Origin of the sequence: Nonomuraea sp. NPDC052265, assembly GCF_044547985.1 — a bacterium.
Taxonomy (GTDB): Bacteria; Actinomycetota; Actinomycetes; order Streptosporangiales; family Streptosporangiaceae; genus Nonomuraea.
Genome location: NZ_JBIUBJ010000005.1, coordinates 122262 through 148244, shown reverse-complemented (window position 1 = coordinate 148244; position 25983 = coordinate 122262). Strand labels below are relative to the sequence as shown.

Here is a 25983-nt window from a genome sequence, read left to right as displayed (position 1 = left end):
ATGCACCGCCCGGCCACCGGGCCGACCTCGTCCGGATATATCAGCGCAAGGTACCGTTCGTCATTCCCACCGGCTCCTCGGGGACGGCGATCAGCCCCAACTCCGCCGGAGTGGCAGCGAACGGGTGATGCGGGACGACCCGGACTGTGTACCCGAAGGCCCCCGTACGGTCGAGCGGCACCCGGCCCGTGAAGTGGGCGTGGCCGTCGTCCTCCAGCGACTCCACGGCCAGTCGCGCGTACCGCAGGTGGACCAGCTCGTCGTGCGGCCCGACCTTGCCGTACGCCGCCTCGACCAGCACGTCCCCGGGCTCCAGGTCGCCGAGGGCGATCGTGGCCCGCAGCTCGACCGCGGCGCCCACCTCAGGGGTGTCGCCCACGCCCGACGCCTCGACGTGCTCGACCCGCACGCCCGGCCAGGCCCGCGTGACGCGCACCCGCCAGGCCGCGAACGCCCTGGCCGCGGCGTAGGAGTCGGCCGACAGCGCGCGGGCCGACTTGGCGGCCGGGGTGTACAGATTCACGACGTAGTCGCGGAGCATGCGCCCGGCCAGCACCTTGGGCCCCAGCGAGGCCAGGGTGTGCTTGACCATCTCCATCCACCTGCGCGGCAGCTCGTCGAAGGGCCGGTCGTAGAAACGGTCGGACACCTCGTGCTCGATCAGGTCGTACAGGGCGCCGGCCTCCAGCTCGTCGCGCCGGTCGGGGTCGCTGACCCCGTCGGCGGTCGGGATGGCCCAGCCGTTGGTGCCGTCGTACCACTCGTCCCACCAGCCGTCGCGGATCGACAGGTTGAGCCCGCCGTTCAGCGCCGACTTCATGCCCGAGGTGCCGGACGCCTCCAGCGGCCGCAACGGGTTGTTCAGCCACACGTCGCAGCCCTGGACCATGAGCTGGCCGAGCGTCATGTCGTAGTCGGGCAGGAAGACGATCCGGTGGCGCACGTTGTGCTGGTCGGCGAACTTGACGATCTGCTGGATCAGCTTCTTGCCGCCCTCGTCGGCCGGATGCGCCTTGCCGGCGATCACGATCTGCACCGGCTTGTCCGGGTCGAGCAGCAGGCGGGCCAGCCGCTTGGGGTCGCGCAGCATGAGCGTGAGCCGCTTGTACGACGGCACCCGCCGGGCGAAGCCGATCGTCAGCACGTCGGGGTCGAGCGCGTCGTCGATCCAGCCCAGCTCGGCGACCGAGGCGCCGCGCTCGCGCCACGACCTGCGCAGCCGCTCGCGGGCGCCCTCGACCAGCCGCCCGCGCAGCTTGCCGCGGATCTCCCAGATCTCCCGGTCGGAGATCTTCTGGATGCCCTCCCAGCCGCGGGCGCGCTCGATCAGCGAGGGCAGCTCGCGGCCGGCCAGCTCCATGAACTCGCGCCCGACCCACGTGGGCGCGTGCACGCCGTTGGTGATCGAGCCGATCGGCACCTCGTCGAGGTCGAAGCCGGGCCACAGATCCTTGAACATCTCCCGGCTGACCGCGCCGTGCAGCTCGGAGACGCCGTTGACGCGCTGGGCCAGGCGCATGCCCATGACCGCCATGTTGAAGCGGCCGGGCTCGGCCTCGGCGCCCAGCGCCAGGATGCGCTCGACGGGCACGGTCGGCCAGGCGGAGTCGCCGCCGAAGTGGCGTTCGATCAGGTCACAGGGGAAGCGGTCGATGCCCGCGGGCACCGGCGTGTGCGTGGTGAACACCGTTCCCGCGCGTACGGCCTCCAGCGCCTCGTCGAAGGACATGCGCGACTCGGTCAGCTCGCGGATGCGCTCCAGGCCGAGGAAGCCGGCGTGGCCCTCGTTGGTGTGGAAGACCTCGGGCTCGGCGTGGCCGGTGATGCGGCAGTAGGCCCTGATCGCGCGTACGCCGCCCACGCCCAGCAGCAACTCCTGCATGAGCCGGTGGTCGGTGCCGCCGCCGTAGAGGCGGTCGGTGACGTCGCGGGCGGCGGTGTCGTTGTCGGCCACGTCGGAGTCGAGCAGCAGCAGCGGCACCCGGCCCACCTGCGCCACCCAGACCTGGGCGTGCAGGACGCGGCCCTCGGGCAGCCCGAGCCGGATCTTGACGGGTTCGTCGCCGTCCTTCAGCAGGGTCAGCGGCAGCCCGCCGGCGTCGAGCGCCGGATAGTGCTCAAGCTGCCAGCCCTCCGGCGAGAGCGACTGGGTGAAGTAGCCGTGGCGATAGAGCAGGCCGACCGCGAGGATCGGCACGCCCAGGTCGCTGGCCGCCTTGAGGTGGTCGCCGGCGAGGATGCCGAGACCGCCTGAGTACTGGGGCATCGCGGCGGCGATGCCGTACTCGGGGGAGAAGTAGGCGATGGCGCGTGCGACGTCGGGCAGCGTCTGGTACCAGCGCGGCGAGGTCATGTATTCGCGCAGGTCGTCGGCTGCGTCGGCGAGACGGCGGAGGAAACGGCGGTCGGCGGCCAGCTCGTTGAGCCGGGCCGGTGTGACGGCGCCGAGCAGGGCCACGGGATCGTGACCGACCTGTTCCCACAGGGCCGCGTCGACCTCGGCGAAGAGGTCCAGCGTCTCCGGGTGCCAGGACCATCGGAGATTGTGCACGAGCTCGCCCAGGGCGGCCAGCTCCGCGGGCAGGACGGTGCGGACGGTAAACCGGCGGATAGCTCTCACGTTTCTGCACCCTACGGGCTAGGAGGGACCTCTCAGTCCTTCACCCCCAAGAAGGCCCTTCAAACCCCAGCCCGTAACAAGCATGAAGCCGGACGATTGGGGCAACTTTCCTCTTTGTTGGCTCTCCCGGGAACACACTCGGGAGGTCTATCCGCTGCTGTCCAGTATTTACGTGCAAGGATCGTTACTGCCGGGGTAGGCCGTATCCAGCGGTCCCCGTGGTTGCGGAATCTTGCACATACGGAAAGCCTCCGGCGGCGCCGAGCGCGCCGTCGCAAACCCTGCGATTGCGATGATCGGACGAATTCCCATCACGGACATCTCCCCCGTCGTCGACTGCGGGCAGTGGCCCGCCAAGGCGGTCGCCGGCGAGACCTTCCAGGTCTCGGCGACCGTCTTCCGAGAAGGCCACGACGCCGTGGCCGCGGGCGTGGTGCTCACCTCGCCCGATGGACAGCGTGGCCGCCTGAGACCCATGCGCGAGCTCGCCCCCGGCACCGACCGCTGGGGTGTGGACGTGTGCCTGCCGGCCGAGGGTGACTGGATGTTCCGCGTGGAGGCGTGGAGCGATCCGATCAGCTCGTGGCTGCACGACGCCGAGATCAAGATCCCGCGCGGGCTCGACAGCGACCTGATGTGCGAGGAGGGGGCCCGCCTGTTCGAGCGGGCCGCCAAGGCCGTCCGTACGGCCGACTGCCCCGCCCCCGGCGGCCAGACGGGCGCCGCGAACGGCCACTCCAGGAACGGCAAGGGCAACAGCAAGGGCAACGGCAACGGCGACAGCGCGTGCGGGCACCGGGCGGCGCTGCTGTCGGTCGCGGCCACGCTGCGTGACGAGGAGCTCGACCCGCGGGCCAGGCTGTCCATCGCCCAGCTCCCCGAGACGGCCGCGCTGCTGGCGGCGCATCCGTTCCGCGAGCTGGTGACCAGGGCGAAGCCGTACAAGGTCAGGGTCGACCGGCGCAGGGCGCTCTACGGCTCCTGGTACGAGTTCTTCCCCAGGTCCGAGGGCGCGGTCGTCAGCGAGGCCGGCGTCTCGCAGTCGGGCACCTTCCAGACCGCGTCCAAGCGGCTGCCGGCCATCGCCAAGATGGGCTTCGACGTCGTCTACCTGCCGCCGATCCACCCCATCGGCCACACCTTCCGCAAGGGCCGCAACAACACGCTCAGCCCGGAGCCCGACGAGCCCGGCTCGCCGTGGGCGATCGGCTCGGAGGACGGCGGCCACGACGCGATCCATCCCGATCTGGGCACCCTTGAGGACTTCGACGAGTTCGTCAGCCGCACCCGCGCCCTGGGCATGGAGGTCGCGCTCGACTTCGCCCTGCAGTGCGCGCCGGACCACCCGTGGGTCAAGGAGCACCCGGAGTGGTTCACGATCCGGGCGGACGGGACGATCGCCTACGCCGAAAACCCGCCCAAGAAGTACCAGGACATCTACCCGATCAACTTCGACAGGGACCCCGAGGGCATCTTCGCCGAGGTCCGGCGGGTGCTGCGGCACTGGATGGACCACGGCGTGCGGATCTTCCGGGTGGACAACCCGCACACCAAGCCGGTGTCGTTCTGGGAGCGCATGCTGGCCGACATCCACGCGACCGACCCGGACGTGGTGTTCCTGGCGGAGGCGTTCACCCGGCCCGCGATGCTCCAGACGCTCGCCAAGACCGGGTTCCATCAGTCGTACACGTACTACACGTGGAAGAACTCCAAGTTCGACGTGGAGACGTACCTCTCCGGGCTCGCGCACGAGACGTCCGCGTTCCTGCGGCCGAACCTGTTCGTCAACACCCCGGACATCCTGCACGAGTACCTGCAGCACGGTGGCGTGCCGGCGTTCAGGATCAGGGCCGTGCTGGCCGCTCTCGCGTCGCCGACCTGGGGTGTCTACTCCGGGTACGAGCTCGCCGAGAACGTTCCGGTGCGCCCGGGGAGTGAGGAATACCTTGATAGTGAGAAATATCAGTACAAGCCGCGCGACTGGGCGGCGGCGGAACGCGAAGGAAGGACCCTCGCCCCGCTCATCACCCATCTGAATTTGTTCCGAAGAGCGCATCCGGCGCTGCAGGAATTGCGTAACCTACGGTTCCACAGGGTCGACCATCCGGACATCGTCTGCTTCTCCAAACGGCTTCCGGGCGCCTATGACACGGCCACACGAAGGCACGGCCTGGGCGACGTCGTTCTGGCGGTTGTCAATCTGGATCCTCACCACACCCATGAGGCGACGGTAGATCTCGACCTGCCCGCCATCGGTTTCGACTGGAACGCCGAATTCGTCGTGGACGACGAACTGTCGGGCGAGTCCTACCGCTGGAGGCAGAGCAACTATGTGCGTCTCGACCCTCACATCCAGCCTGCCCACATTCTCACCGTACGAGCCGCGCCACGGTAGAACAGAATTCAGCGGGGAGTCTTCAACGTGTGTGAAAGCGCCCTCCTCATGAGCCCCTCGTGGGGGAGCCCATGAGCTCCACACCCATTCCCAACACCTTTGACGAGGAAAAGCCGCGCGATCCTTACTGGTACAAGCGCGCCGTCTTCTACGAGGTGCTGATCAGGGGATTCGCCGACTCCAACGGCGACGGGACCGGAGACATCAGAGGTCTGATCAGCAAACTCGACTATCTGCAGTGGCTGGGCGTGGACTGCCTGTGGCTGCTGCCCCTGTACGAGTCGCCGCTGCGTGACGGCGGCTACGACATCGCCGACTTCATGAAGATCCTGCCCGAGTTCGGGGACCTGGGAGACTTCGTGCGGCTGGTCGAGGAGGCGCACAAACGCGGCATGCGGGTGATCGCCGACCTCGTCATGAACCACACCAGCGACGCCCACCCCTGGTTCCAGGCGTCCAGGCACGACCCGGAAGGCCCGTTCGGCGACTTCTACGTCTGGTCGGACACCGACGAGAAGTACCAGGACGCCCGGATCATCTTCGTCGACACCGAGACGTCCAACTGGACCTACGACCCGGTGCGCGGCCAGTACTACTGGCACCGCTTCTTCCACCACCAGCCCGACCTCAACTACGAGAACCCGGACGTGCAGGAGGCCATGCTGGAGGTGCTGCGGTTCTGGCTGGACCTCGGCATCGACGGCTTCCGCCTCGACGCGGTGCCCTATCTCTTCGAGGAGGAGGGCACCAACTGCGAGAACCTGCCGAGGACGCACGAATACCTCAAGAGCATCAGGCGCGAGGTCGACCGCCTCTTCCCGGACCGGGTGCTGCTCGCCGAGGCGAATCAGTGGCCTTCGGACGTGGTGGAATATTTCGGCGATCCAGTAGGCGGCGGGGACGAATGCCACATGGCCTTCCATTTCCCGCTCATGCCCCGCATTTTCATGGCGGTCCGCCGGGAGTCCCGTTACCCCATCTCCGAAATTTTGGCACAAACGCCGAAAATTCCGGAACATTGCCAGTGGGGGATTTTCCTCCGCAACCATGATGAGCTGACGCTCGAAATGGTGACGGACGAAGAACGCGACTACATGTACACCGAGTACGCCAAGGATCCCCGTATGCGGGCGAATGTCGGCATCCGCCGACGTCTGGCGCCCCTGCTGGAGAACGACCGCAACCAGATCGAGCTGTTCACCGCGCTGCTCCTGTCACTGCCGGGATCTCCCGTGCTCTACTACGGCGACGAGATCGGCATGGGCGACAACATCTGGCTCGGCGACCGCGACGGCGTCCGTACCCCGATGCAGTGGGACCCCGACCGCAACGCCGGGTTCTCCGACTGCGACCCCGGCCGGCTGTACCTGCCCGTGATCATGGACCCGATCTACGGCTACCAGGCCATCAACGTCGAGGCCCACCAGAAGAACGCGGGCTCGCTCCTCCACTGGACCAAGCGGATGATCGAGATCCGCAAGCGCCACCCCGTCTTCGGGCTCGGCGAGTTCGCCGAGCTCAACTCCTCCAACCCCAGCGTGCTCGCGTTCGTCCGGGAGCTGGGCGACGACCGGATGTTGTGCGTCAACAACCTGTCGCGCTTCCCGCAGCCGGTCGAGCTTGACCTGCGCAGATTCGTCGGCGTCTCCCCCGTGGAAACCATGGGAGGGGTCCCATTCCCGGCAATTGGCGAACTACCGTATCTTTTGACGCTTCCCGGGCATGGGTTCTATTGGTTCACACTCCCACCGGCACACACCCAGGAGGAGTAGGGCGTGATAGACGAGCTCCTTGCCGCATGGATCGGTCGCCAACGATGGTTCGGCGGCAAGGGGCGCCCGATCGACCGTTTGTCGATCGAATCGGACGTCGAGCTGACGCCAGGGCTCCGGCACCTCATCGTGACCGTCTGGCAGGAGGGCTCGCGGGACCGGTACCAGATCCTCATGGGCGAGCGGCGTGACCTGCCCGACCGGCTCAACCACGCCCTCATCGGCAATCTCGGCGAGACCTTCTTCTACGACGCCGTCCATGACGCCGACAGCATGAGCTGGCTGCTGGAGGGCATGGCGGGCGACGAGACCCGCAGCGGGCTGCGCATGCGGCACGCGCCCGGCGTGACCATCGACACCGGCCAGCGCAGCCTGGTGCTGGGCGCCGAGCAGTCCAACACCTCGCTGGTGTACGGCGACGCCTACATCTGCAAGCTGTTCCGGCGGCTGATCCCCGGCGTCAACCCCGAGCTGGAGATCATCACCGCCCTGGCCGCCCGGCACGCGCCGAACATCGCCCAGCCGTACGGGTGGATCGAGGCCGACGTGGACGGCACGGACACCACGCTCGCCTTCATGCAGGAGTACCTGTCCAACGCCAACGACGGCTGGGACCTCGCGCTGGCCAGCGTCCGCGACCTGTACGCCTCGCTGCCGGAGGTCACCGCCGCCGAGGCGGGCGGCGACTTCGCCGCCGAGTCCGTACGGCTCGGCGTGGCCACCGCCCGCGTCCACCACGAGCTGGCCGAGGCCTTCCCCACCGAGCTGGTCGAGATCCACGAGGTCAAACGCATGGCCGAGGGCTTCCGGCGGCAGCTCGGCCGGGCCGTGGCCGAGGTGCCCGAACTGCGGCCGCACATGCCGGCCCTGGAGGACGCCTACCACCAGGTGGAGCTGCTCACCAGGGAAGTGCCCGTGCAACGCGTTCACGGGGATTACCACCTCGGCCAGGTGATGCGTACGCCCACCGACTGGGTGGTGCTGGACTTCGAGGGCGAGCCGGGGCAGCCGCTGGCCGAGCGCCGGGCGCTGTCGTCGCCGCTGCGGGACGTGGCGGGGATGTTGCGCTCGTTCGACTACGCGGCCAGGCACCTGCTGGCCGACCACCCGCAGGCCGCCGGACTCCTGCCCCGGGCCGAGGCCTGGGCCGACCGCAACCGCACCGCCTTCCTGGAGGGGTACCGGGAGGGGGGCGGCGTGATCACGGTGGGCGACGCGGCGCTGCTGCGGGCGTTCGAGCTGTCGAAGGCGGTGTACGAAGTGGTCTACGAGGCCCGCAACCGCCCGTCCTGGGTCTCCATTCCCCTGGCCGCCTTCCGTCCCCGCCCCTCCTGACCTCCGGTCCCGGCGCGGACGCGGGGGTCAGCGGAGCTCTTCGACCAGGCCGGGCAGTCCTTCGGCGCCGTGGCCACGGGCCGCGCGCTGGTCCACGATGGTCTTCAGCGGCAGCAGGAGGTCGGGCTTGACCTGCTGTTCCCTGAACGCGCGCACCAGGTTCTCCAGGCCGGACCGGTTGATCTCCAGGTTCGACACCAGGGTCGTGTAGTCGCGGGACTCGACGGACTTGACCCACTCCGGTTGGAGCGCGGCCATCGCGTTGAGCCACGGGACCAGGAGGGTGCCGGTGAAGTCGGTCAATGGGTAACCGGCGGCGTCCACGAGCGCGATCGCCTCCAGGAAGCCCGCGATCTGGCCGTACATGCCGGTCAGCATGGCCAGGTCGAGGAGCGGGGCCATGCCGGGGTCCGGGCCCACGAAGCGCGGTTCGGCCATCGCGCGGAACGCATCCTCGTGGCGGTCGAAGGCCCCCTGCGAACCGCTGTAGAGCACGAGCGCGCCGGGCCGGCCGATCATCTGGGGCACGGCCATGATGCCGCCGTCCACGTACTCGCCGCCGCGTTCGGCCACCCAGCCGGCGGCCTGGCGGGCCTCGACGGGCCTGCCGGTGGTCAGGTTCGCCACGACGCGGCCCTCCAGCGGGACGTCGGCCAGCAGCTCGTACACGGCCGGGTAGTCGAGCACGCAGACGATCACCAGCGGGCTCGCCGCGACCGCCTCCGCCACCGTCGCGGCGCGGGTGGCGCCCCTGACGACCAGGGGGTCGGCCTTGTCGGCCGAACGGTTCCAGACGGTGACGCGGTGCCCGGCGTCCAGGAGGCTGCCGGCGAGCGCCGCGCCCATGAGGCCGAGACCAATAATCGAAATTTCTTGCGACATTTCGGGATTCCTTAGTGTTTGACGGATGCGTTCACCCTGCACGTGGGGGGTTATGGTCTGATTCGGAGTTGCTTATGGGGGGCGGAGTGCGGTTCGGGGTGCTGGGGGCGCTCACCGTGTGGGGGCCGGGGGGCGAGCCCGTCCAGGTGCTGGAGGTCAAGGTCCGGGCGCTGCTGGCCGACCTGCTGATCCACGCCGGGCGGCCGGTCTCCGCCGATCGGCTCATCGAGGACCTGTGGGGCGGCAGGCCGCCGGCGAACGCCCTGGCCGCGCTCCGGGTGAAGGTCTCGCAGCTCCGCCGGGTGCTGGGCGACCGAGAGCTGGTGGCGTACCGGGCGCCGGGGTACGTGCTGCGGGTGGAGCCCGAGGCCGTGGACGCCGGGCGGTTCGCGGCCCTGGTCGGGCAGGCGCAGCGCAGCGCCGACCCGGGGGCCCGCGCCGTGCTGTTGCGGCAGGCCCTCGACCTGTGGCGGGGGGCCGCGTTCGCCGAGTTCGCCGACGAGGAGTTCGCCAGGACGGCCGTGGCCAGGCTCGACGAGCAGCGGCTGGTGGCCGTGGAGGAGCTGGCCGAGGCGCGGCTCGGACTGGGCGAGCACGGGCTGCTGGCGGCCGAGCTGGCCGACCTGGTGGCCGAGCACCCGTTCCGGGAGCGGCTGCGGGCCGCGCACGTACGGGCTCTGTACCGGGCGGGGCGGCAGAGCGAGGCGCTGGCCAGTTACGCCGACCTGCGGGCGCGGCTGGCCGACGAGCTGGGGCTCGACCCCGGTCCCGAGCTGGTGGCGCTGCACCAGGCGATCCTTGAGCAGGACCCGGCGCTCGACGGGCCGGGACGGCGGCGTACGAACCTGCCCGCGCCGCTCACCGGCCTCGTGGGGCGGGAGGAGGCGGTGGCCGAGGTGCGCGCCCTGCTGCGGGCCAACCGGCTGGTCACGCTCACGGGCCCCGGCGGGGTCGGCAAGACCCGTCTCGCGCTCGCGGCGGCGGACTCCCCCGGCCCGGCCGGCTTCGGCGGCGGCGTGTGGCTGGTGGAGCTGGCGGGGTTGCGTGCCGGCGCGCCGGCGGTCGAGGTGGCCGAGGCGGTCGCGGGGGTGCTCGGCCTGCGGGACGACGTGGCCGGCGCCGACAAGGACCTGACCGCCCGGCTGGCCGGCGTCCTGGAGGGCACGCGGACGCTGCTCGTCCTGGACAACTGCGAGCACGTCGTCGAGCAGGTCGCCGCGCTGGCCGGACGGCTGCTACGGGCCGCTCCCGGGCTGCGGATCCTGGCCACCGGCCAGGAGTCGCTGCGCATCGAGGGCGAGGCCCTGTGGAGCGTGCCGCCCCTGGGACGGGAGGCGGCGGCGGAGCTGTTCGCCGCGCGCGCGGGCATCGAGCCGGACGACGACGTCGCCGAGATCTGCGCCCGGCTGGACGGCATCCCACTGGCCCTGGAGCTGGCCGCGACCCGGATGCGCACGCTCACCCCGCGCCAGCTCGCCGAACGGCTGGACGACCGGTTCAGGGTCCTCGCCTCCGGCCGGCGCGGCGCGCCCGCGCGGCAGCAGACCCTGCGCGCGATGATCGACTGGAGCTGGGAGCTGCTGGGCGAGGACGAGCGCGTCGTGCTGCGGCGGCTGGCCGTGCACGCCGACGGGTGCACGCTGGAGGCGGCCGAGGAGGTCTGCGCCGAGCCGGGCGTCGACGTCCTGGACGCGGTGGCCAGGCTGGTGGACCGTTCGCTGGTGGTGCGGGCGTGGGGCGACGGGGAGCCGAGGTTCCGGCTGCTGGAGTCGGTGGCGGCGTACTGCGTGGAGCGGCTGGGCGCTGCGGGCGAGCTGGAGGAGGTCCGGCTCCGGCACGTGCGCCACTACACGGGCCTGGCCGAGCGGGCGGAGCCGTACCTGCGGGGGCACGGGCAGCGGCGCGCGCTCGCCCGGCTCGACGCGGAGGGCGGCAACCTGCGCGCGGCGCTGGAGACGGCGGTGCGGCTCGGCGCGGCGGCCGAGGCTCTGCGGCTGGTGAACGCCCTGGCCTGGTACTGGGTGCTGCGCGGCCGGCTGGGCGAGGGCAAGCGCGCGCTGGAGGCGGCGCTGGCGATCCCGGCGGACGACGATCCGGGCGCCCCGCGGGCCAGGGCGTGGCTGGCGGGCATGCGGCTGCTGGTGGGGCAGCCGCCGGGCCCGGACGTGACGGAGCTGTTCGCGGCGGTCGAGGACGCGCGGGAGCGGGCCAGGGCGCGGTGGTTCGTCGGGTTCGCCCTGTTCGGGTACGACGACCTGTCGGTCAGCGCCGGGATGGTCGAGACGGCGTTGTCGGAGTTCGACGAGCTGGACGACGAGTGGGGCATGGCCGCCACCTTGACCATCAGGGCCAGGTGGGCGGGGATGCGCGGCGACCTGGAGGGCATGCGGCGCGACGGCGAGCGCGGCCTCGCGCTGTTCAGGCGGGCCGGGGACCGCTGGGGCGAGCTGCGGGCGGCGGAATGCCTGGGCAGCCACGCCGAGATCATCGGCGACTACGACCGCGCCGCCGGGCTGCGCGCGCAGGGCCTGCGCATGGCCGAGGAGCTGGGCCTGTGGAGCTCGGTCTCCGACGCACTGTCCCGCCTGGGCCGGATCGCCATGCTGCGGGGCGACCACGCGGCGGCCGAGGACCACCACGAGCGGGCCAGACGGCTGGCGGTGTCGCAGTCGAACCGTCCGGCCGAGGAGTTCGCGGAGATCGGTCTGGCGCTCGGCGCGCGCCGGCAGGGGCGGCTCGACGAGGCCGAACGGCTGCTGCGGACCTGGCTGGACTGGGTGCTGGACGTCTCCGGCGAGCCCGGCGCGGCGCTGATCCTGGCGGAGCTGGGGTTCGTGGCCGAGCTGCGCGGCGACGCGGCGGGCGCGCTGGAGTTCCAGCTTCGCGGGCTGGCCGCCGCACGCAAGGTCGGCGACCCGCGCGCGACCGCCCTCGGACTGGAGGGCCTGGCCGGGGCGCGGGCGCTCGGCGGGCGGCACGAGGACGCGGCGCGACTGCTGGGCAAGGCCGCCGCGCTCAGGGCGTCGGTCGGTGCGCCGCTTCCGGCGGGCGAGCGGGGCGACGTGGACCGGATCACGGCGCTGGTGACGACGGCCCTGGGAGCGGCGGCACTGGCGACCGGGCTCGCCGAAGGCGCCGGCACGCCGGTGGACGACCTCCTCCAGGAGGAGTCCGGCCACGACACGGCCAAGGAACATCCATGACGATCACGCATACTTCTGCGATCATCCCGGGATTTTGCACATTCGGTGATTGTCGCCGTGAAAGCGGGCAGTGCCTGGGATGGACGGTCATCATAAGGCAGGGTTGGGAGCATGCCCATGAGGACAGAGCTCGACCGCCTGGCTGGCGGGGCGCACCACGATCCGCACTCCGTGCTCGGAGCGCACCCCGTCGCGGGCGGCGTGGTGTTCCGCGCGCTGCGCCCGCTGGCCGAGCGGGTGCAGGTGGTGCTCGACGACGGCACGGCCCACGACATGAGACACCAGGCCCACGGCGTGTTCGAGACCACGGTCGGCGGGCTGGACAAGGTACCCGACTACACGCTGCGCGTCCGGTACGCCGGGGGCGAGCCGCATGAGGTCAAGGACCCGTACCGGCACTGGCCGACGCTGGGCGAGGTGGACCTGCACCTCATCGGCGAGGGGCGGCACGAGCGGCTGTGGGAGGTCCTGGGCGCCCGCGTGATGGAGCACCAGGACGTGCGCGGCACCGCGTTCGCCGTCTGGGCGCCGAACGCGCGCGGCATCAGGGTCGTCGGCGACTTCAACCACTGGGACGGCACCGCCTACCCGATGCGCTCGCTCGGCCGGTCGGGCGTGTGGGAGCTGTTCGTCCCCGGGCTGGACGCCGGTGAGCGGTACAAGTTCCAGATCCTGGGCGCCGACGGGCTCTGGCGCGACAAGGCCGACCCCATGGCCCGGCGCACCGAGGTGCCCCCGATGACCGCCTCCGTGATCGACCGGTCCACCTACACCTGGGCGGACGACGACTGGATGGCCGAGCGGCGCGACCGGCCGGCGCAGCTCGGGCCGATGAGCGCCTACGAGGTGCACCTGGGGTCGTGGCGGCCGGGGCTGTCGTACCTGGAGCTGGCCGACCAGCTCTCCGACTACGTGGCCGACATGGGGTTCACGCACGTGGAGCTGCTGCCGGTCGCCGAGCACCCGTTCGGCGGCTCGTGGGGCTACCAGGTGACGTCCTACTACGCGCCGACGGCCCGGTTCGGCACGCCCGACGAGTTCCGGCACTTCGTGGACCGCATGCACCAGCGCGGCATCGGCGTGCTGCTGGACTGGGTGCCGGCCCACTTCCCCATGGACGAATGGGCCCTGGCCCGCTTCGACGGCACCCCGCTGTACGAGCACGCCGACCCGGCCAGGGGCGAGCACCCCGACTGGGGCACGTACGTCTTCGACTTCGGCCGCAGGGAGGTCAAGAACTTCCTGGTCGCGAACGCGCTCTACTGGCTGCAGGAGTTCCACGTGGACGGCCTGCGCGTGGACGCGGTCGCCTCGATGCTCTACCTCGACTACTCGCGCCGCGAGGGCGAGTGGACCCCCAACGTCTACGGCGGCCGGGAGAACCTGGACGCGGTCGAGTTCCTCAAGGAGATGAACTCGGTCTGCTACCGGGAGGCTCCGGGCATCTCGACCGTGGCCGAGGAGTCGACGGCCTGGCCCGGCGTGTCGCGGCCGGTGCACCTGGGCGGGCTCGGCTTCGGGTTCAAGTGGAACATGGGCTGGATGCACGACACGCTCGAATACCTGCGCCGCGAGCCGATCTTCCGCCAGTACCACCACCATCAGATGACGTTCTCGCTCATCTACGCCTATTCCGAGAACTACGTGCTGCCGCTGTCGCATGACGAGGTCGTGCACGGCAAGGGCTCGCTGCTGGGCAAGATGCCGGGGGACGAATGGCAGCGCTTCGCCCAGCTCAGGGCATTGCTGGCGTTCATGTGGGCGCATCCGGGCAAGCAACTGCTGTTCATGGGCGGCGAGTTCGGCCAGGGCTCGGAGTGGTCGGAGGAGCGCGGGCTCGACTGGTGGGTGCTGGAGTTCGACGGACACAAGGGCGTTCAGCGGCTCGTCCGCGACCTGAACAGGCTCTACAAGGAGACCCCGGCGCTGTGGGAGCAGGACGCCAGGCCGGAGGGGTTCCGGTGGATCGACGCCGACGACGCGTCCGGGAACACGTTCTCGTTCGTCCGGTACGCGGCCGACGGGTCGGCGGCGGCCTGCGTGGTCAACTTCAGCGGCGGGCCGCACGAGAGCTACCGGCTCGGCCTCCCGTACGGCGGCCACTGGGCGGAGGTCGTCAACACCGACGCCTACGACTACTGGGGCAGCGGCGTGGGCAACATGGGAGGGGTCGAGGCCGAGGCCGAGCCGTGGCACGGGCTGCCGTTCTCCACGACGTTGCGGGTGCCGCCGATGGGCGCGGTGTGGCTGACCAGGGAGGCGCCGGCCGATCCGCTGAACACGTGAGGCCGGCCGGTCCGCTGAACACGTGAGGTGCGTGCGCTGAAAGTTCGGTGAGAAACAGGGCTGGGCCCTGTGCTGGCGGGATAAATCGCCCTAAACTCCGAGATCATCCCCCTCGGAGGACGCGTGCGATTTCGCCCCCTGATCGTGTGCTCGATCGTGCTGGCCCTGTCATCGGTCTCGCTCCCGGCGTTCGCCGACGACCCCGTGGCGACGCCGACGCCGGCGCCCTCCCAGGGCAAGCTGGAGGAGGGCCTCGCGCTCGACGGCGACACCACCCGGGCCATCGTGGAGCTGACCGACGCGGCGCAGCACGAGCCGGTGGCCGGCGCGGCGGCGGCCCAGAGCGTCGACGTGCTGCTGCAGCCGCAGAGCCAGCCGTTCATGGTGGTGGAGGGCACCGCCGAGGAGCTGGCCAGGCTGGCCGAGGACCCGCGCGTGACCTCCATCCACCGCGACCGGACGTACGCGCCGGCCGAGGTGGGCTCCAACATCACCCAGATCGGCGCGGACAAGGCCCACGAGAAGAACTTCACCGGCGCGGGCCAGAACGTCGTCGTCCTGGACACCGGGATCGACCGCGACCACCCGTACTTCGCGGGCCGGCTCGCGGGCGAGGCGTGCTTCTCGGCGGTGGAGAGCGGCGTGGAGTCGCTGTGCCCCAACGGGCAGCCCCAGCAGACCGGCGAGGGCGCGGCCGACGCCACCACCGCCAAGTGCCTGTCCGGCGGCGTGAACCTGTGCGAGCACGGTACGCACGTCGCCGGCATCGCGGCCGGCGGCGGCGGCGTGGCCCCGGGCGCCGGGATAATCGCGATCCAGGTGTTCAGCCGGGTCAACGACGAGGACATCTGCATGGGCGAGTCGTCGTGCCTGCTGGCCTTCGAATCGTCGCTGCGGCTGGCCATGGACTACGTGGCCACGCTGACCCAGCCCGTCGCCGCGGTGAACCTGAGCCTGGGCGGCGCGCTGTCGGAGACCGACTGCGACGCCACCGAGGAGGGCGCGGTCTTCAAACCGAAGATCGACGCCCTGCTGGCCAAGGGCATCGCGACCGTGGTCGCCGCCGGGAACGAGTTCTTCGAGGGCGCCTCCTACCCCGCCTGCGTCTCCTCGGCGGTCGCGGTCGGCGCGAACGACGGCGCCGACGCCATCGCCGACTTCTCCAACCGGGGCTCGCTGGTCGACTTCTTCGCCCCGGGCGTGGACATCTCGTCCTCGGTGCCGGACAACCAGATGGCCGTGCACAGCGGCACCTCGATGGCGACGCCGCACGTGGCGGGCGCGCTGGCGCTGATGAAGGCTGCCTCGCCGCAGACGCCCATGGCCGACCTGATCAACACGCTGAAGACCACGGGCAGGCCCTACCAGTACGAGGCCAACGGCACACAGGTCACCACCCCCCGCCTGGACGTGGGCGCCGCCCTGGCCGGCACCGGCACCCAGCCGCCGATCACCCAGGCGCCGACGACCGGCCCCACCGCCGACCCCGAGCCCGACCCGACGGACGGCAGCGGCCCGACGCCCGAGCCCGACCCCGACGACCAGAACCCCGCGCCGGCCCCGACGTCCTCGGTCACGCCGGTCCCGCTGCCCACGGTCACGGTCACGGTGACCGTCACGCCGACGCCCGCCCCGTCGGCCGCCGCCGTCTGCACGCGCGGCACCTCCGGCGCCAGGATGACGGCCGCGAAGTGGGCCGTGGAGATCCACCGCAGCAGCGGGACGATCCCCGACAGCACGCTCAACTGCTATCTGAAGCTGATCGGCAAGGCCAGCAAGGTGTTCCCCGAGCTGACCAAGGCGTCGTCGCTGGGCAAGGCGTACCGGGTGCTGAAGGGCACCAAGACGACTCGGGACAAGCTGGACGGCGCGCTGCTGACGGCCTGGCTGAACTGGGCGCACGGCACGAACGGCACCACCGTGCTGACCGCCGCCGAGAAGGTGCGGCTGAGCGGCTCGGCGTCCAAGGCGGCGCTGAAGAAGGCGACGAGGAACGTGCTCAGATCACTCTGAGCGGCTTCACCAAGGAAAGGGCCGGTCCTGTCCGACCGGCTCTTTCCCTTTTCCCGGCACAAGGCAAAAAGCCGCTCAGCTTTCCCTGCTTTCACATACGTCACGGACATCACACTTGTCACACCCGGGGATGGTCACCTCACACCGGACGGTCTGACCCTCGGAGGACTAAGTGAGGCTACGGTCCCTGTTGACCTGCGCTGTCGCGCTGGCCACGACATCCGCCGTGCTCTGCACGACGCCACCGCTGCACGCCGACGCGCATGACAGCGGCGACCCGGTCATCAGCCCCGCCCTGGTCGCGGAGGTCAAGGCCAAGAGCAAGGTGCGCTCGATCATCCAGCTCAAGCCGGGTCAGAACGTGCAGGCCGTGGCCAAGGACCTCGAACAGGCCTCCGAGGGCAGCCGGGTCCTGGAGGCGGCCCAGTCCACCCACTTCTTCGTCGCCGAACTGGACGGCAAGACCCTGGCCCAGCTCAGGAAGGACGACCGCGTCCAGGCGGTCTACAAGGACGAGCTGCGCCCGGCCGTCCTGGACGCGAGCACCCGGCTCATCGGCTCCGACCGGGCCAACGCGGCCGGCTGGACGGGCAGGGGCCTGACGGTGGCCATCCTCGACACGGGCATCGACCGCGACCACCCGTTCTTCGCCGGCCGGATCGTGGACGAGGCGTGCTTCTCCTCCTCCGACGCCGGCGACGGCTCGGTCTCGCTGTGCCCGAACAACCAGCCGAGCCAGACCGGCCCGGGCGCGGCCGACGCCGAGACCGCCCAGTGCGTCGTGAACGGCGTCAACGCCTGCTCGCACGGCTCCCACGTCGCGGGCATCGCCGCGGGCCGGATGACGACCGGCGCCCCCTCCGACGGCGTCGCGCCCGCCGCGGGCATCCTGCCGATCCAGGTGTTCAGCCGCATCGACAACGCGATGACCTGCGCGGTCATCGGCACCCAGTCGCCCTGCTTCCTCAGCTACACCTCCGACCAGAAGCTGGCGCTGGAGTACGTGGCGCGGGTGGCCGCGGCCCAGCACGTCGCCGCGGCGAACCTGAGCCTGGGCGGCGGCGGCCCCTACCGGGAGAGCTGTGACTCCGACCCGAGCGCGGCGGGGCTCAAGCCGGACTTCGACACGCTGGTCTCCCTCGGGGTCGCGCCCGTGGTCGCGGCCGGCAACAACGGCTTCTCCGACGGCGTCTCGGCGCCCGCCTGCATCTCGTCGGCGGTCGCGGTGGGCGCCACCGACGACCGGGACGCGGTGGCCGACTTCTCCAACCGGGGCACGCTGCTCGACCTGTTCGCGCCGGGCGTGGGCATCAGGTCCTCGGTCCCGGACGACACCTACGCCGACAAGAGCGGCACGTCGATGGCCGCGCCGCACGTGGCGGGGGCGTTCGCGCTGATGCGGCAGGCGTACCCGAACCTCACGGTGGCGCAAAGCCTGCAGCGGTTGCAGGCCACCGGCCGGAGCATCGGCTACGCCTCCGGCGGCGCCCAGGTGCGTACGGCGCGCATCGACGTGTTCGCGGCCACAGCCCAGGGAGCTCCCAAGGTCTGAGCTCAGCGCGACGAAAAGGGCCGGATGGGACGATCCGGCCCTTTCGCGTACCAGAACAAGAAGCGGTAACAGAACACAAGCACCTCTCTGACATCTCTTGTCCAATATCTACACTTCTTTACACAAACACCCCCCGACCCCCCGGAGGATCAGTTGAGACTTCCGTCTCTGCTGGCCGGTGCGATCACGCTCGCCGCCACCGCTGCGACGCTGGTCGCCACCCCCGCCCTGGCCGACCCCGCGTCCAAGATCGACCCGGCGATCACCTCGACCGGCGAGCACCGCGTCATCGTCCGCGTACGCCAGCCCGCCCAGGTGCAGTCCGCCCGGGCCGGCGCGGAAGGGGTCAGGCAGGACAGGCGGAACGTCACGGCCACGCCGCCCGCGGAGGTGGCGGGCAAGCTCGACTTCTTCGTCTACCGCGGCACCCGCGCCGAGCTGGAGAAGGTCGCCGAGCAGGCGGACGTCGTCTCGATCCGCGAGGACCGGGTCAACGAGCCCTCGCTGGCGCAGAGCGTCCCGCTGATCGGCGCCGACCGGGCGCACCGGCAGGGCTACACCGGCAAGGGCACCGCCGTCGCGATCATCGACTCCGGCATCGACGGCGACCACCCGGCCTTCGGCCGCCGCATCGTGGCCCAGGCATGCTTCTCCGCCACCGACCCGGCCGACGGCTCGACGCCGCTGTGCCCCAACGGCAGCCAGTTCCAGATCGGCGACGGCGCCGCCGACTCGGAGACCGAGGCGTGCCTGCGCAACGCCCCCCGGCCCGAGTACGGCCTGTGCTACCACGGCACCCACGTCGCGGGCATCACCGCGGGCCAGGCCACCAAGGACTTCCCGTACCCCGGCGTCGCCCCCAAGGCCAGGATCATCGCGATCCAGGTCTTCAGCCGCTTCGACAACTCCCCCTACTGCGGCGCCGCCGCCGCGTGCGTGCTCGCCTACGACTCCTCGGTCCTGACCGGCATGGCGTACGCGAACGTGCTGGCCGACCAGTACGACCTCGCCGCGGTCAACCTGAGCCTGGGCGGCGGCAAGTACGACGCGTACTGCGACGAGGGCGACGGCGCCGACTTCAAGGCCGAGGTGGACCACCTCCAGGCCAAGGGCGTCGCCACCGTCGTGGCCGCGGGCAACAACGGCTTCGACGCCTCCGTCTCCTGGCCCGCCTGCGTCTCCAACGTCGTGACCGTGGGCGCCACCGACAAGCAGGACGCCGTGGCCCCCTTCTCCAACCGGGGCACGCTGCTCGACCTCTTCGCCCCCGGCGTCGCGATCACCGCCGCCATCAGCGGCAACGGCTACGCCGCGCTGAACGGCACCTCGATGGCCTCCCCGCACGTCGCCGGCTCGTTCGCGCTGCTGCGGCAGAAGCGCGCGCACGCCACGTCCGACCAGCTTCTCGACGCGCTCAAGCGCACCGGCAAGCCCATCGCGTACGTCAGCGCGGGAACCCAGCTCACCACCCCCCGCATCGACGTCCACGCCGCCCTCCGCGACCGCCACTGACCCTCACCGTGAGACCCAGGCGGACGTCGCCCGGCACGTCCGCCTGGAACCCGGCCTCAGCCTCTTCTGAGCCTCATCCGAAATGCGTCGCTTAGGGTGGCTATATGGACGCAGGCAGGGCGATCTTCGAAACCGTCGACAAGCTTCGCCAGCGGCGCACCGGCCCGCTGGTCCTGGAGCTCGATCTCACCGAGGGCCTCACGGAAGGACCGCCGGCCGACCCGGTCGCCGCGGTCCTGTCCATGCGCAAGACCCGCCTGTCCGACGTGCTGTCGGGGCTCCGGCGGGCCGGGCGGGACTCCAGGGTCAAGGCGCTGGTGGTCAAGCTCGGCGGCAACCCCCTGGGCCTGGCCATGGTCCAGGAGCTGCGCGAGGCCGTCACCCGCTTCCGCGCCTCCGGCAAGCTGACCGTGGCCTACGCCGAGACGTTCGGGGAGTTCAGCGGCGGCACGGTGCCCTACTACCTGGCCACCGCGTTCGAGCGGGTCTACCTCCAGCCCAGCGGCGACGTCGGGCTCACGGGGGTGGCGATGGAGCAGCGTTTCCTCAAGGGCGCGCTGACCAAGCTGGGCGTGGAGGTCGAGGCCGGTCAGCGGCACGAGTACAAGACCGCGGTCAACACCTTCACCCAGGAGCACATGACCGAGCCCCACCGCGAGTCGATGACCCGCATCGTGGAGTCGGTCGCCGAGCAGCTCGTACGCGGCATCGCCGAGGGCCGCGGGCTCGACCCCGGCAAGGTGCGTGAACTGATCGACCGCGGCCCCTTCACCGCCTCCGAGGCGCGGGAGACCGGCCTGGTGGACGCCCTCGCCTACCGCGACGAGGTGTACGACGAGGTCAGGCGGGCCGCGGGCGGCGAGGCCCACCTGCTGTTCGTCTCCCGGTACGCCAGGAGCGCGGCGGTGCGGAAGCTGCCGCACCCCATGGCCGACAGCATCGCGCTCGTGCACGGCAGCGGGCAGATCAGGAGCGGCCGCAGCGGACGCAGCCCGCTCGGCGGGGGCGGCGCGATGGGCTCCGACACGATCAGCGCGGCGCTGCGCGCGGCCCGCCGGGACGAGCACGTCAAGGCCGTGGTCTTCCGCGTGGACAGCCCCGGCGGCTCGTACGTGGCCTCCGACACGGTGTGGCGCGAGGTGACGCTGACCCGCCGGGTGAAGCCGGTGATCGTGTCCATGGGCGACCTGGCCGCGTCCGGCGGCTACTTCGTGGCGATGGGCGCCGACGTCATCGTGGCCCAGCCCGGCACGCTGACCGGCTCGATCGGCGTATATGGCGGCAAGCCCGTCATGACTGACTTGCTCCAAAAAATCGGGATAAATACTGAACTGGTCGCCGACGGCGTCAACGCCGGCATGTTCTCCACCGCCCGCGGCTTCTCCCCCGAGCAGTGGGACCGGGTGAACGCCTGGCTCGACCGCATCTACGACGACTTCGTGGGCAAGGTGGCACAGAGCCGCGACCTCACCCGCGAACGCGTCCACGAGCTGGCCAGAGGCCGGGTCTGGACCGGCGCGGACGCCCAGGCCAACGGCCTGGTGGACGAGCTGGGCGGCCTTGAGCACGCCCTCGGCCTGGCCCGCGAGCGCGCCCGGCTCACCGACGACGCCCCCGTGCGCGTCTACCCCAGGCTCAACCCGCTGGAGCGCCTGCGGGGGCCGGAGTCCAGCGAGGACAAGTCCGCCGCCCTGGCAGGCATGCGCCTCGACGCCTGGGGGCCGCTGGCCCGCCTGTCGGCCGAGCTGGGCCTGCCCGCCGCCGGCCCGCTCGCGTTGCCCGGTTGGTACATCATCAGGTGATCGCGGGCGTGGTGGCCGTCCGGCCGAAGAAGGTGGCGGCCCGCTCCAGGGCGCCGGTGTCGCGCAGGATGTCGCCGGGGCGGTTGGCGTAGCCCACCAGCGCGCCGCCCCACGACCCGAAGTACTCGGCCGACAGGCGCAGCGTGCCGACCAGCGGATCGGCCACGGACTCGTCCTCCTCGCTGATCGTGGTGACCGCCCAGACGGTCTTGCCCGCCATGCGCGCCTTGAACTCGTACCCGGGGACGCGCATCCAGGCCGACCAGTAGTCCAGGTAGAGCTTGGTGGTGGCGGAGACGCTGTACCAGTAGAGCGGGGAGACGATCACCAGGTCGGTGGCGTCGAGCGTGGCCTCGGCCAGCAGCTTCTCCGCGCCCTCGGGGACGGGGTAGACGCCGTCGCCGGAGTGGCGGATGTCCTGGAAGGGCGGCAGCGGGTGGTCGTCGAGGCGCAGCCAGCGTTGCCGGACGTCCGGCGCGAGCGTGGCCGCGGCGTGCCTGGCCAGGGTCTCGGTGTTGCCGTCGCGGCGACTGCTGCCCAGGAGGAAGAGGAAACTGCGCATTCAGCATCCCATCGGCCGGTAGCGGGCGCGCAGCCGTACCAGCGGCTGGAGCGCGGGGGTGACATAGGGGACGGCGAGGACCTGGGCGACGAAGAGCGTGTGGTCCCCGGCCGGGACGACCTGGGTCGTCTCGACCTCCAGAGCCGCCACACCGCCCTCGACCACCAGCGCCTCGGTGTGCGCCCCCCGGTGGTGGGGGGTGCCCGCCAGCAGGAGGCGGGCACTGGGACGGCCGGCGGTGGCGAAGCGGCTGGCGACCGCGGCCTGGCCGGAGGACAGCAGCGAGGCCGCCCACCGGTCCCGCCGGAGCAGCACCTCGCAGAGATAGCCGCGCGAGGCCAGGCTGACCAGCACGAGCGGCGGCTCGGCCGAGACGGACATCAGCGTCGAGACGGTCACGCCCAGGTCGTCGCGCCCGTCCCGGACGGTGATCACCGCGACGCCCGCGGCCAGTTGCGCCATCGCCTCCGTGAACTCGCTCACAGCGGGGACCTCCGCCCGGAGGCCCCCGCCGCGGGCGTCAGGCGAGGCCGTTGGAGGTCAGCCATTCCTTGGCCACCGTGGCGGGCTCGTCCTTGTTGACGGAGATCTTCTGCATCATGTCGAGCAGGGACTGCGTGCTCAGCTTGGCCGAGACGCCGTTGAGCGTGGTGCGGATCGTGTCGCTCGCGCCGGCCTTGAACAGCAGGGGCGTGACGTTCTGGGCGGGGAAGATGTTCTTGGTGTCCTGGAGCGGCACCAGGTTGTTGGCCAGCATCTTGGGGTCGGTGGTGAACACGTTGCCGACCTGGATCGAGCCGTCCTTCAGGGCGTCGGCCGTGGCCGGGCCCTTGGGCTCCCACTGCTTGAACTCGATGCCGTAGACCTCCTTGAAGCGTGCCTCCCACCGCTTCTTGAACTCCGGCGGGCCGCCGACGACCATGTTCTTGGAGACCTTGGCCAGGTCCTCCATGGTGTTCAGCGACTGCTTGGTCTGGGTCTCCTTGGTGACCGAGAGGCTGTCCTTGTCCTCGGCCGGGGAGGAGTCGAGCACTTCGAGCTCGGCCGGGAGCTTCTCCTTCAGCGCCGCGTTGACCTCGTCGGTCGTCGAGGCGGTGTTCTTCAGGTCGATGAAGGCCAGCAGGTTGCCGTTGTACTCCGGAACGATGGTCAGGCCACCGTTCTTGACCTGGTCGTAGACCGCCTCGCGGCTGCCGATGCGCGGCTTCTCCTCGACCTGCACGCCCTTGGCCTCAAGCGCCTGGGCGTAGATCGACGCGAGCAGCACGCTCTCGTCGAAGTCGAAGGAGCCGATGACGGCCTTGCCCCCGGCCGCCGCGGCCGACCCACTGGGCGCCGCGCTCGTGGTGTCGAGCGGGTTGCCCCCACCGCCGCCACCGCCACCACAGGCGGCCAGCGCCAGCGTCGCCGACACGAGCACCGCCGCGGTGCCGATCATGCGTCTCATCTCGAATTTCCCTTCTAAAGCGGCAGGTAATACCGGAGACTATCGAACCTTCAGTCTCTGGCTCACCCCCGGCGAAACGGTCACCCTCTGGATGAGGGCGAACACGATCTGCACGACAAGCGCGAACAGCACAATCAGTACTGAACCCCCCACGACGCTTGCATAATCCTTCGTCGCGAAACCGTCGATCACGAATCGGCCGAGCCCGCCGAGCCCCGTGTACGCGGCGACCGTCGTGGTGGAGACCACCTGGATCGCCGACAGCCTGAGCCCGAGCAGGATCAGCGGCAGCGCCACCGGGACCAGCACCCGGCCGAGCACCTGCCCGCCGCGCAACCCCATCCCGTACGCCGCGTCGCGCAGCTCCGGATCGACGCCCCTGATCCCCTCGTAGGTGTTGACCAGGATCGGCGGCACCGACAGCAGCACCAGCGGGATGATCACCGGCCAGATCGAGGACGTGCCCAGCAGCAGCACGAACAGCACCAGCAGGCCGAGCGTCGGCAGCGCCCTGGCCAGGTTCGCCGAGATGACGACCACGACCTCGCCCCGGCCGGTGTGCCCGATCGCCAGCCCCAGCGGCACCGCGATCAGCATCGCCAGCGCCAGCGCCAGGACCGAGAACTCCAGGTGCTCCAGCAGCCGCGCCGGGATGCCGTCGGGGCCGGCCCAGTTCGCCCCGGTGCCGAAGAAGTCGGCCAGCCAGCCGAAGAACGAGCCCAACCAGCTCACGACGTCCCCTTCCGCGCGCGTACCCAGGGAGTGAGCAGTCGCTGGGCCAGGACCAGCAGGCCGTCGGCGACCAGCGCCAGCGCGACGATCAGCACGATGCCGGTGACCACCGGCGGCATGAACGGGTTCTGGTAGGCCCGGGTGAACAGCCCGCCGAGCCCGCCCTGGCCGATCAGCGCGCCCACGCTGACCAGGCTGATGCTGGAGACCGCGACCACGCGCAGCCCGGCCAGCACCACCGGCGTGGCGATGGGCAGCTCGACCTGCAGCAGGCGGCGCATGGGCGTGAACCCCATCGCCACGGCCGACTGGCGAACGTGGTCGGGCACCGAGTTCAGCCCGTCGACCACGGCGGGGATGAGCACGGCCATGCCGTAGAAGGTCAACGGGATGATCACGGTGGTCTGGGACAGCCCGGTCACCGAGATCAGCAGCATGAACACCGGCAGCGACGGCAGCGCGTAGACGACGTTCATCAGGCCCGAGGTGGGCTGGTAGAGCCAGCGCCAGCGCACACAGGCCAGCCCGAGCGGCAACGCGAGCACCAGCGCGGCCAGGATCGGCACCAGGGACATGGTCAGGTGGTCGGTCAGCAGGTTCCTGATGCTGTCGGCGCGGCCGGTGTCCCAGTTGCGGGCGATCCATTCCCAGATGCTGGGCGGACCTTCACGCATCGGCGGCCTCCGCCAGCGCCTCGTCCAGGGCCTCCCTGGTGGCCACGCCGATGACCCGGCCGTCCTCGTCCACGGCGACCGAGCAGCCGGAGGGCGACAGCAGCGCCGCGTCCAGCGCCGACCGCATCGAGTCGCGCCCGAGCACGAACGTCCCGTACGGCTCCAGTTCCTCGGGCCGCGACCCGGCGAACCAGCCCACGGGCCGGTCGTCGTCGGTCACGACCAGCAGCCACGGCTCGTCGCTCGCCGCCCGTTCGCGCACGGTCAGGTCGGTACGCAGCCGCAGCCCCTTCGTGGAGATGAACTGCAGCCGCCTGATCCCCCGGTCGTGGCCCAGGAACTCGCGGACGAAGTCGTCGGCCGGCTCCGACAGCAGCGTCTTGGGGTCGGCGAGCTGGGCCAGCCGCCCGCCCACGCGCAGCACGGCCACGCGGTCGCCGAGCTTGATCGCCTCGTCGATGTCGTGGGTGACGAACACGATGGTCTTGTTCAGCTCCGCCTGCAGCCGCAGCAGCTCGTCCTGGAGGCTGGTGCGGACGATCGGGTCGACCGCGCTGAACGGCTCGTCCATGAGCAGCACGGGCGGGTCGGCGGCCAGCGCCCTGGCCACGCCCACGCGCTGCTGCTGCCCGCCGGAGAGCTGGAACGGGTAGCGGTCGGCGAAGGCCGGGTCGAGCCCGACGCGTTCGAGCAGCTCCATGGCCCGCGCGCGGGCCTTCTTCCGGTCCCAGCCCAGCAGGTACGGGACCGTCGCGATGTTGTCGACGATCTTCCGGTGCGGGAACAGGCCCGCCTGTTGGATGACGTACCCGATGCCGCGGCGCAGCGTGGGCGGGTCGATGCCGCTCACGGGCACCCCGTCGAGGAGGATCTGTCCCTCGGAAGCGTCGATCATGCGATTGATCATCCGGAGGGACGTCGTCTTCCCGCAGCCCGAAGGGCCCACCAGCACGGTGATCTCGCCGGTGGGCGCCTCAAGGCTGAGAGCGTCCACGGCGGTGGTGCCGTCTGGATAGCGTTTGGTGACAGCGTCGAATGTGATCACGCGTGACCTCTCGCTCGATGGCAGGGCCGCGGCCCCCGTGCCACGACCGCCGCATGATCTCGGTGGCCCACAAGACTACGGCGGCCCGGACCCCTGTGTCCTCACGGGGGACGGCTTAAACGTTTCACTGACCAGGGAGATTTACCGGAAT

17 protein-coding genes are annotated in these 25983 nt (G+C 70.8%); 9 read left to right on the top strand and 8 right to left on the bottom strand.

Going from position 1 to position 25983, the window contains the following annotated elements; all coding sequences use genetic code 11:
- Positions 1 to 40: 40 nt before the first annotated feature.
- Positions 41 to 2620: an alpha-glucan family phosphorylase gene (gene glgP, locus ACIHAD_RS17605; RefSeq protein WP_397355524.1), complete on the bottom strand. Its 2580-nt coding sequence runs from the start codon at positions 2618 to 2620 to the stop codon at positions 41 to 43.
- Positions 2621 to 2912: 292 nt separating this feature from the next.
- Here glgP and ACIHAD_RS17600 point away from each other — a divergent pair, with 292 nt between their 5' ends.
- The 3 genes from ACIHAD_RS17600 (at position 2913) to ACIHAD_RS17590 (ending at position 8122) form a co-directional block, all read left to right on the top strand.
- Positions 2913 to 5015 carry an alpha-1,4-glucan--maltose-1-phosphate maltosyltransferase gene (locus tag ACIHAD_RS17600; protein WP_397355523.1) on the top strand — a complete coding sequence of 701 codons (2103 nt, stop codon included), beginning with the start codon at positions 2913 to 2915 and terminating at the stop codon, positions 5013 to 5015.
- A 71-nt stretch (positions 5016 to 5086) separates the two neighbouring features.
- Complete coding sequence (treS, locus tag ACIHAD_RS17595) at positions 5087 to 6787, top strand: maltose alpha-D-glucosyltransferase (RefSeq protein ID WP_397355522.1); 1701 nt, start codon at positions 5087 to 5089, stop codon at positions 6785 to 6787.
- A gap of 3 nt (positions 6788 to 6790) precedes the next feature.
- A complete protein-coding gene (locus ACIHAD_RS17590) occupies positions 6791 to 8122 on the top strand; it encodes an aminoglycoside phosphotransferase (protein WP_397355521.1) in 1332 nt (443 codons plus the stop codon).
- 27 nt (positions 8123 to 8149) lie between these two features.
- On the opposite strand, the gene ACIHAD_RS17585 is transcribed toward ACIHAD_RS17590, so the two are convergent.
- Positions 8150 to 9004, bottom strand: a complete 855-nt coding sequence (locus ACIHAD_RS17585) for an NAD(P)-dependent oxidoreductase (protein WP_397355520.1) — start codon at positions 9002 to 9004, stop codon at positions 8150 to 8152.
- A gap of 74 nt (positions 9005 to 9078) precedes the next feature.
- On the opposite strand from ACIHAD_RS17585, the gene ACIHAD_RS17580 reads away from it, so the two are divergent.
- The 6 genes from ACIHAD_RS17580 to sppA all read left to right on the top strand — a co-directional run bounded on the left by ACIHAD_RS17580 (position 9079) and on the right by sppA (position 21372).
- Positions 9079 to 12207, top strand: a complete 3129-nt coding sequence (locus ACIHAD_RS17580; protein ID WP_397355519.1) for a BTAD domain-containing putative transcriptional regulator — start codon at positions 9079 to 9081, stop codon at positions 12205 to 12207.
- A 117-nt stretch (positions 12208 to 12324) separates the two neighbouring features.
- A complete protein-coding gene (glgB, locus tag ACIHAD_RS17575; protein WP_397355518.1) occupies positions 12325 to 14493 on the top strand; it encodes a 1,4-alpha-glucan branching protein GlgB in 2169 nt (722 codons plus the stop codon).
- Positions 14494 to 14616: 123 nt separating this feature from the next.
- Positions 14617 to 16506: a S8 family peptidase gene (locus ACIHAD_RS17570; RefSeq protein WP_397355517.1), complete on the top strand. Its 1890-nt coding sequence runs from the start codon at positions 14617 to 14619 to the stop codon at positions 16504 to 16506.
- Positions 16507 to 16696: 190 nt separating this feature from the next.
- Complete coding sequence (locus ACIHAD_RS17565) at positions 16697 to 18058, top strand: S8 family peptidase (RefSeq protein WP_397355516.1); 1362 nt, start codon at positions 16697 to 16699, stop codon at positions 18056 to 18058.
- A gap of 153 nt (positions 18059 to 18211) precedes the next feature.
- Entirely contained in the window at positions 18212 to 19570 is a 1359-nt protein-coding gene (locus ACIHAD_RS17560) for a S8 family peptidase (protein ID WP_397355515.1), read from the top strand.
- A gap of 104 nt (positions 19571 to 19674) precedes the next feature.
- Positions 19675 to 21372 carry a signal peptide peptidase SppA gene (gene sppA, locus ACIHAD_RS17555; RefSeq protein WP_397355514.1) on the top strand — a complete coding sequence of 566 codons (1698 nt, stop codon included), beginning with the start codon at positions 19675 to 19677 and terminating at the stop codon, positions 21370 to 21372.
- Here the strand turns inward: sppA and ACIHAD_RS17550 are convergent.
- The 6 genes from ACIHAD_RS17550 to ACIHAD_RS17525 are packed head-to-tail and all read right to left on the bottom strand — an operon-like array spanning position 21365 to position 25832.
- A complete protein-coding gene (locus ACIHAD_RS17550; RefSeq protein WP_397355513.1) occupies positions 21365 to 21934 on the bottom strand; it encodes a flavodoxin family protein in 570 nt (189 codons plus the stop codon). The genes sppA and ACIHAD_RS17550 overlap by 8 nt on opposite strands.
- Positions 21935 to 22417, bottom strand: a complete 483-nt coding sequence (locus ACIHAD_RS17545; protein ID WP_397355512.1) for a flavin reductase family protein — start codon at positions 22415 to 22417, stop codon at positions 21935 to 21937.
- A gap of 37 nt (positions 22418 to 22454) precedes the next feature.
- A complete protein-coding gene (locus tag ACIHAD_RS17540) occupies positions 22455 to 23381 on the bottom strand; it encodes an ABC transporter substrate-binding protein (protein ID WP_397355511.1) in 927 nt (308 codons plus the stop codon).
- 39 nt (positions 23382 to 23420) lie between these two features.
- Positions 23421 to 24113: an ABC transporter permease gene (locus ACIHAD_RS17535; protein WP_397355510.1), complete on the bottom strand. Its 693-nt coding sequence runs from the start codon at positions 24111 to 24113 to the stop codon at positions 23421 to 23423.
- A complete protein-coding gene (locus ACIHAD_RS17530) occupies positions 24110 to 24787 on the bottom strand; it encodes an ABC transporter permease subunit (RefSeq protein ID WP_352322038.1) in 678 nt (225 codons plus the stop codon). Before ACIHAD_RS17530 ends, ACIHAD_RS17535 begins: the two co-directional genes overlap by 4 nt.
- The gene (locus ACIHAD_RS17525) at positions 24780 to 25832 is read right to left on the bottom strand and encodes an ABC transporter ATP-binding protein (protein ID WP_397355509.1); all 1053 of its coding nucleotides are present in this window, start codon (positions 25830 to 25832) and stop codon (positions 24780 to 24782) included. The genes ACIHAD_RS17530 and ACIHAD_RS17525 overlap by 8 nt, the downstream gene beginning before the upstream one ends.
- Between the last annotated feature and the right edge of the window lie 151 nt (positions 25833 to 25983).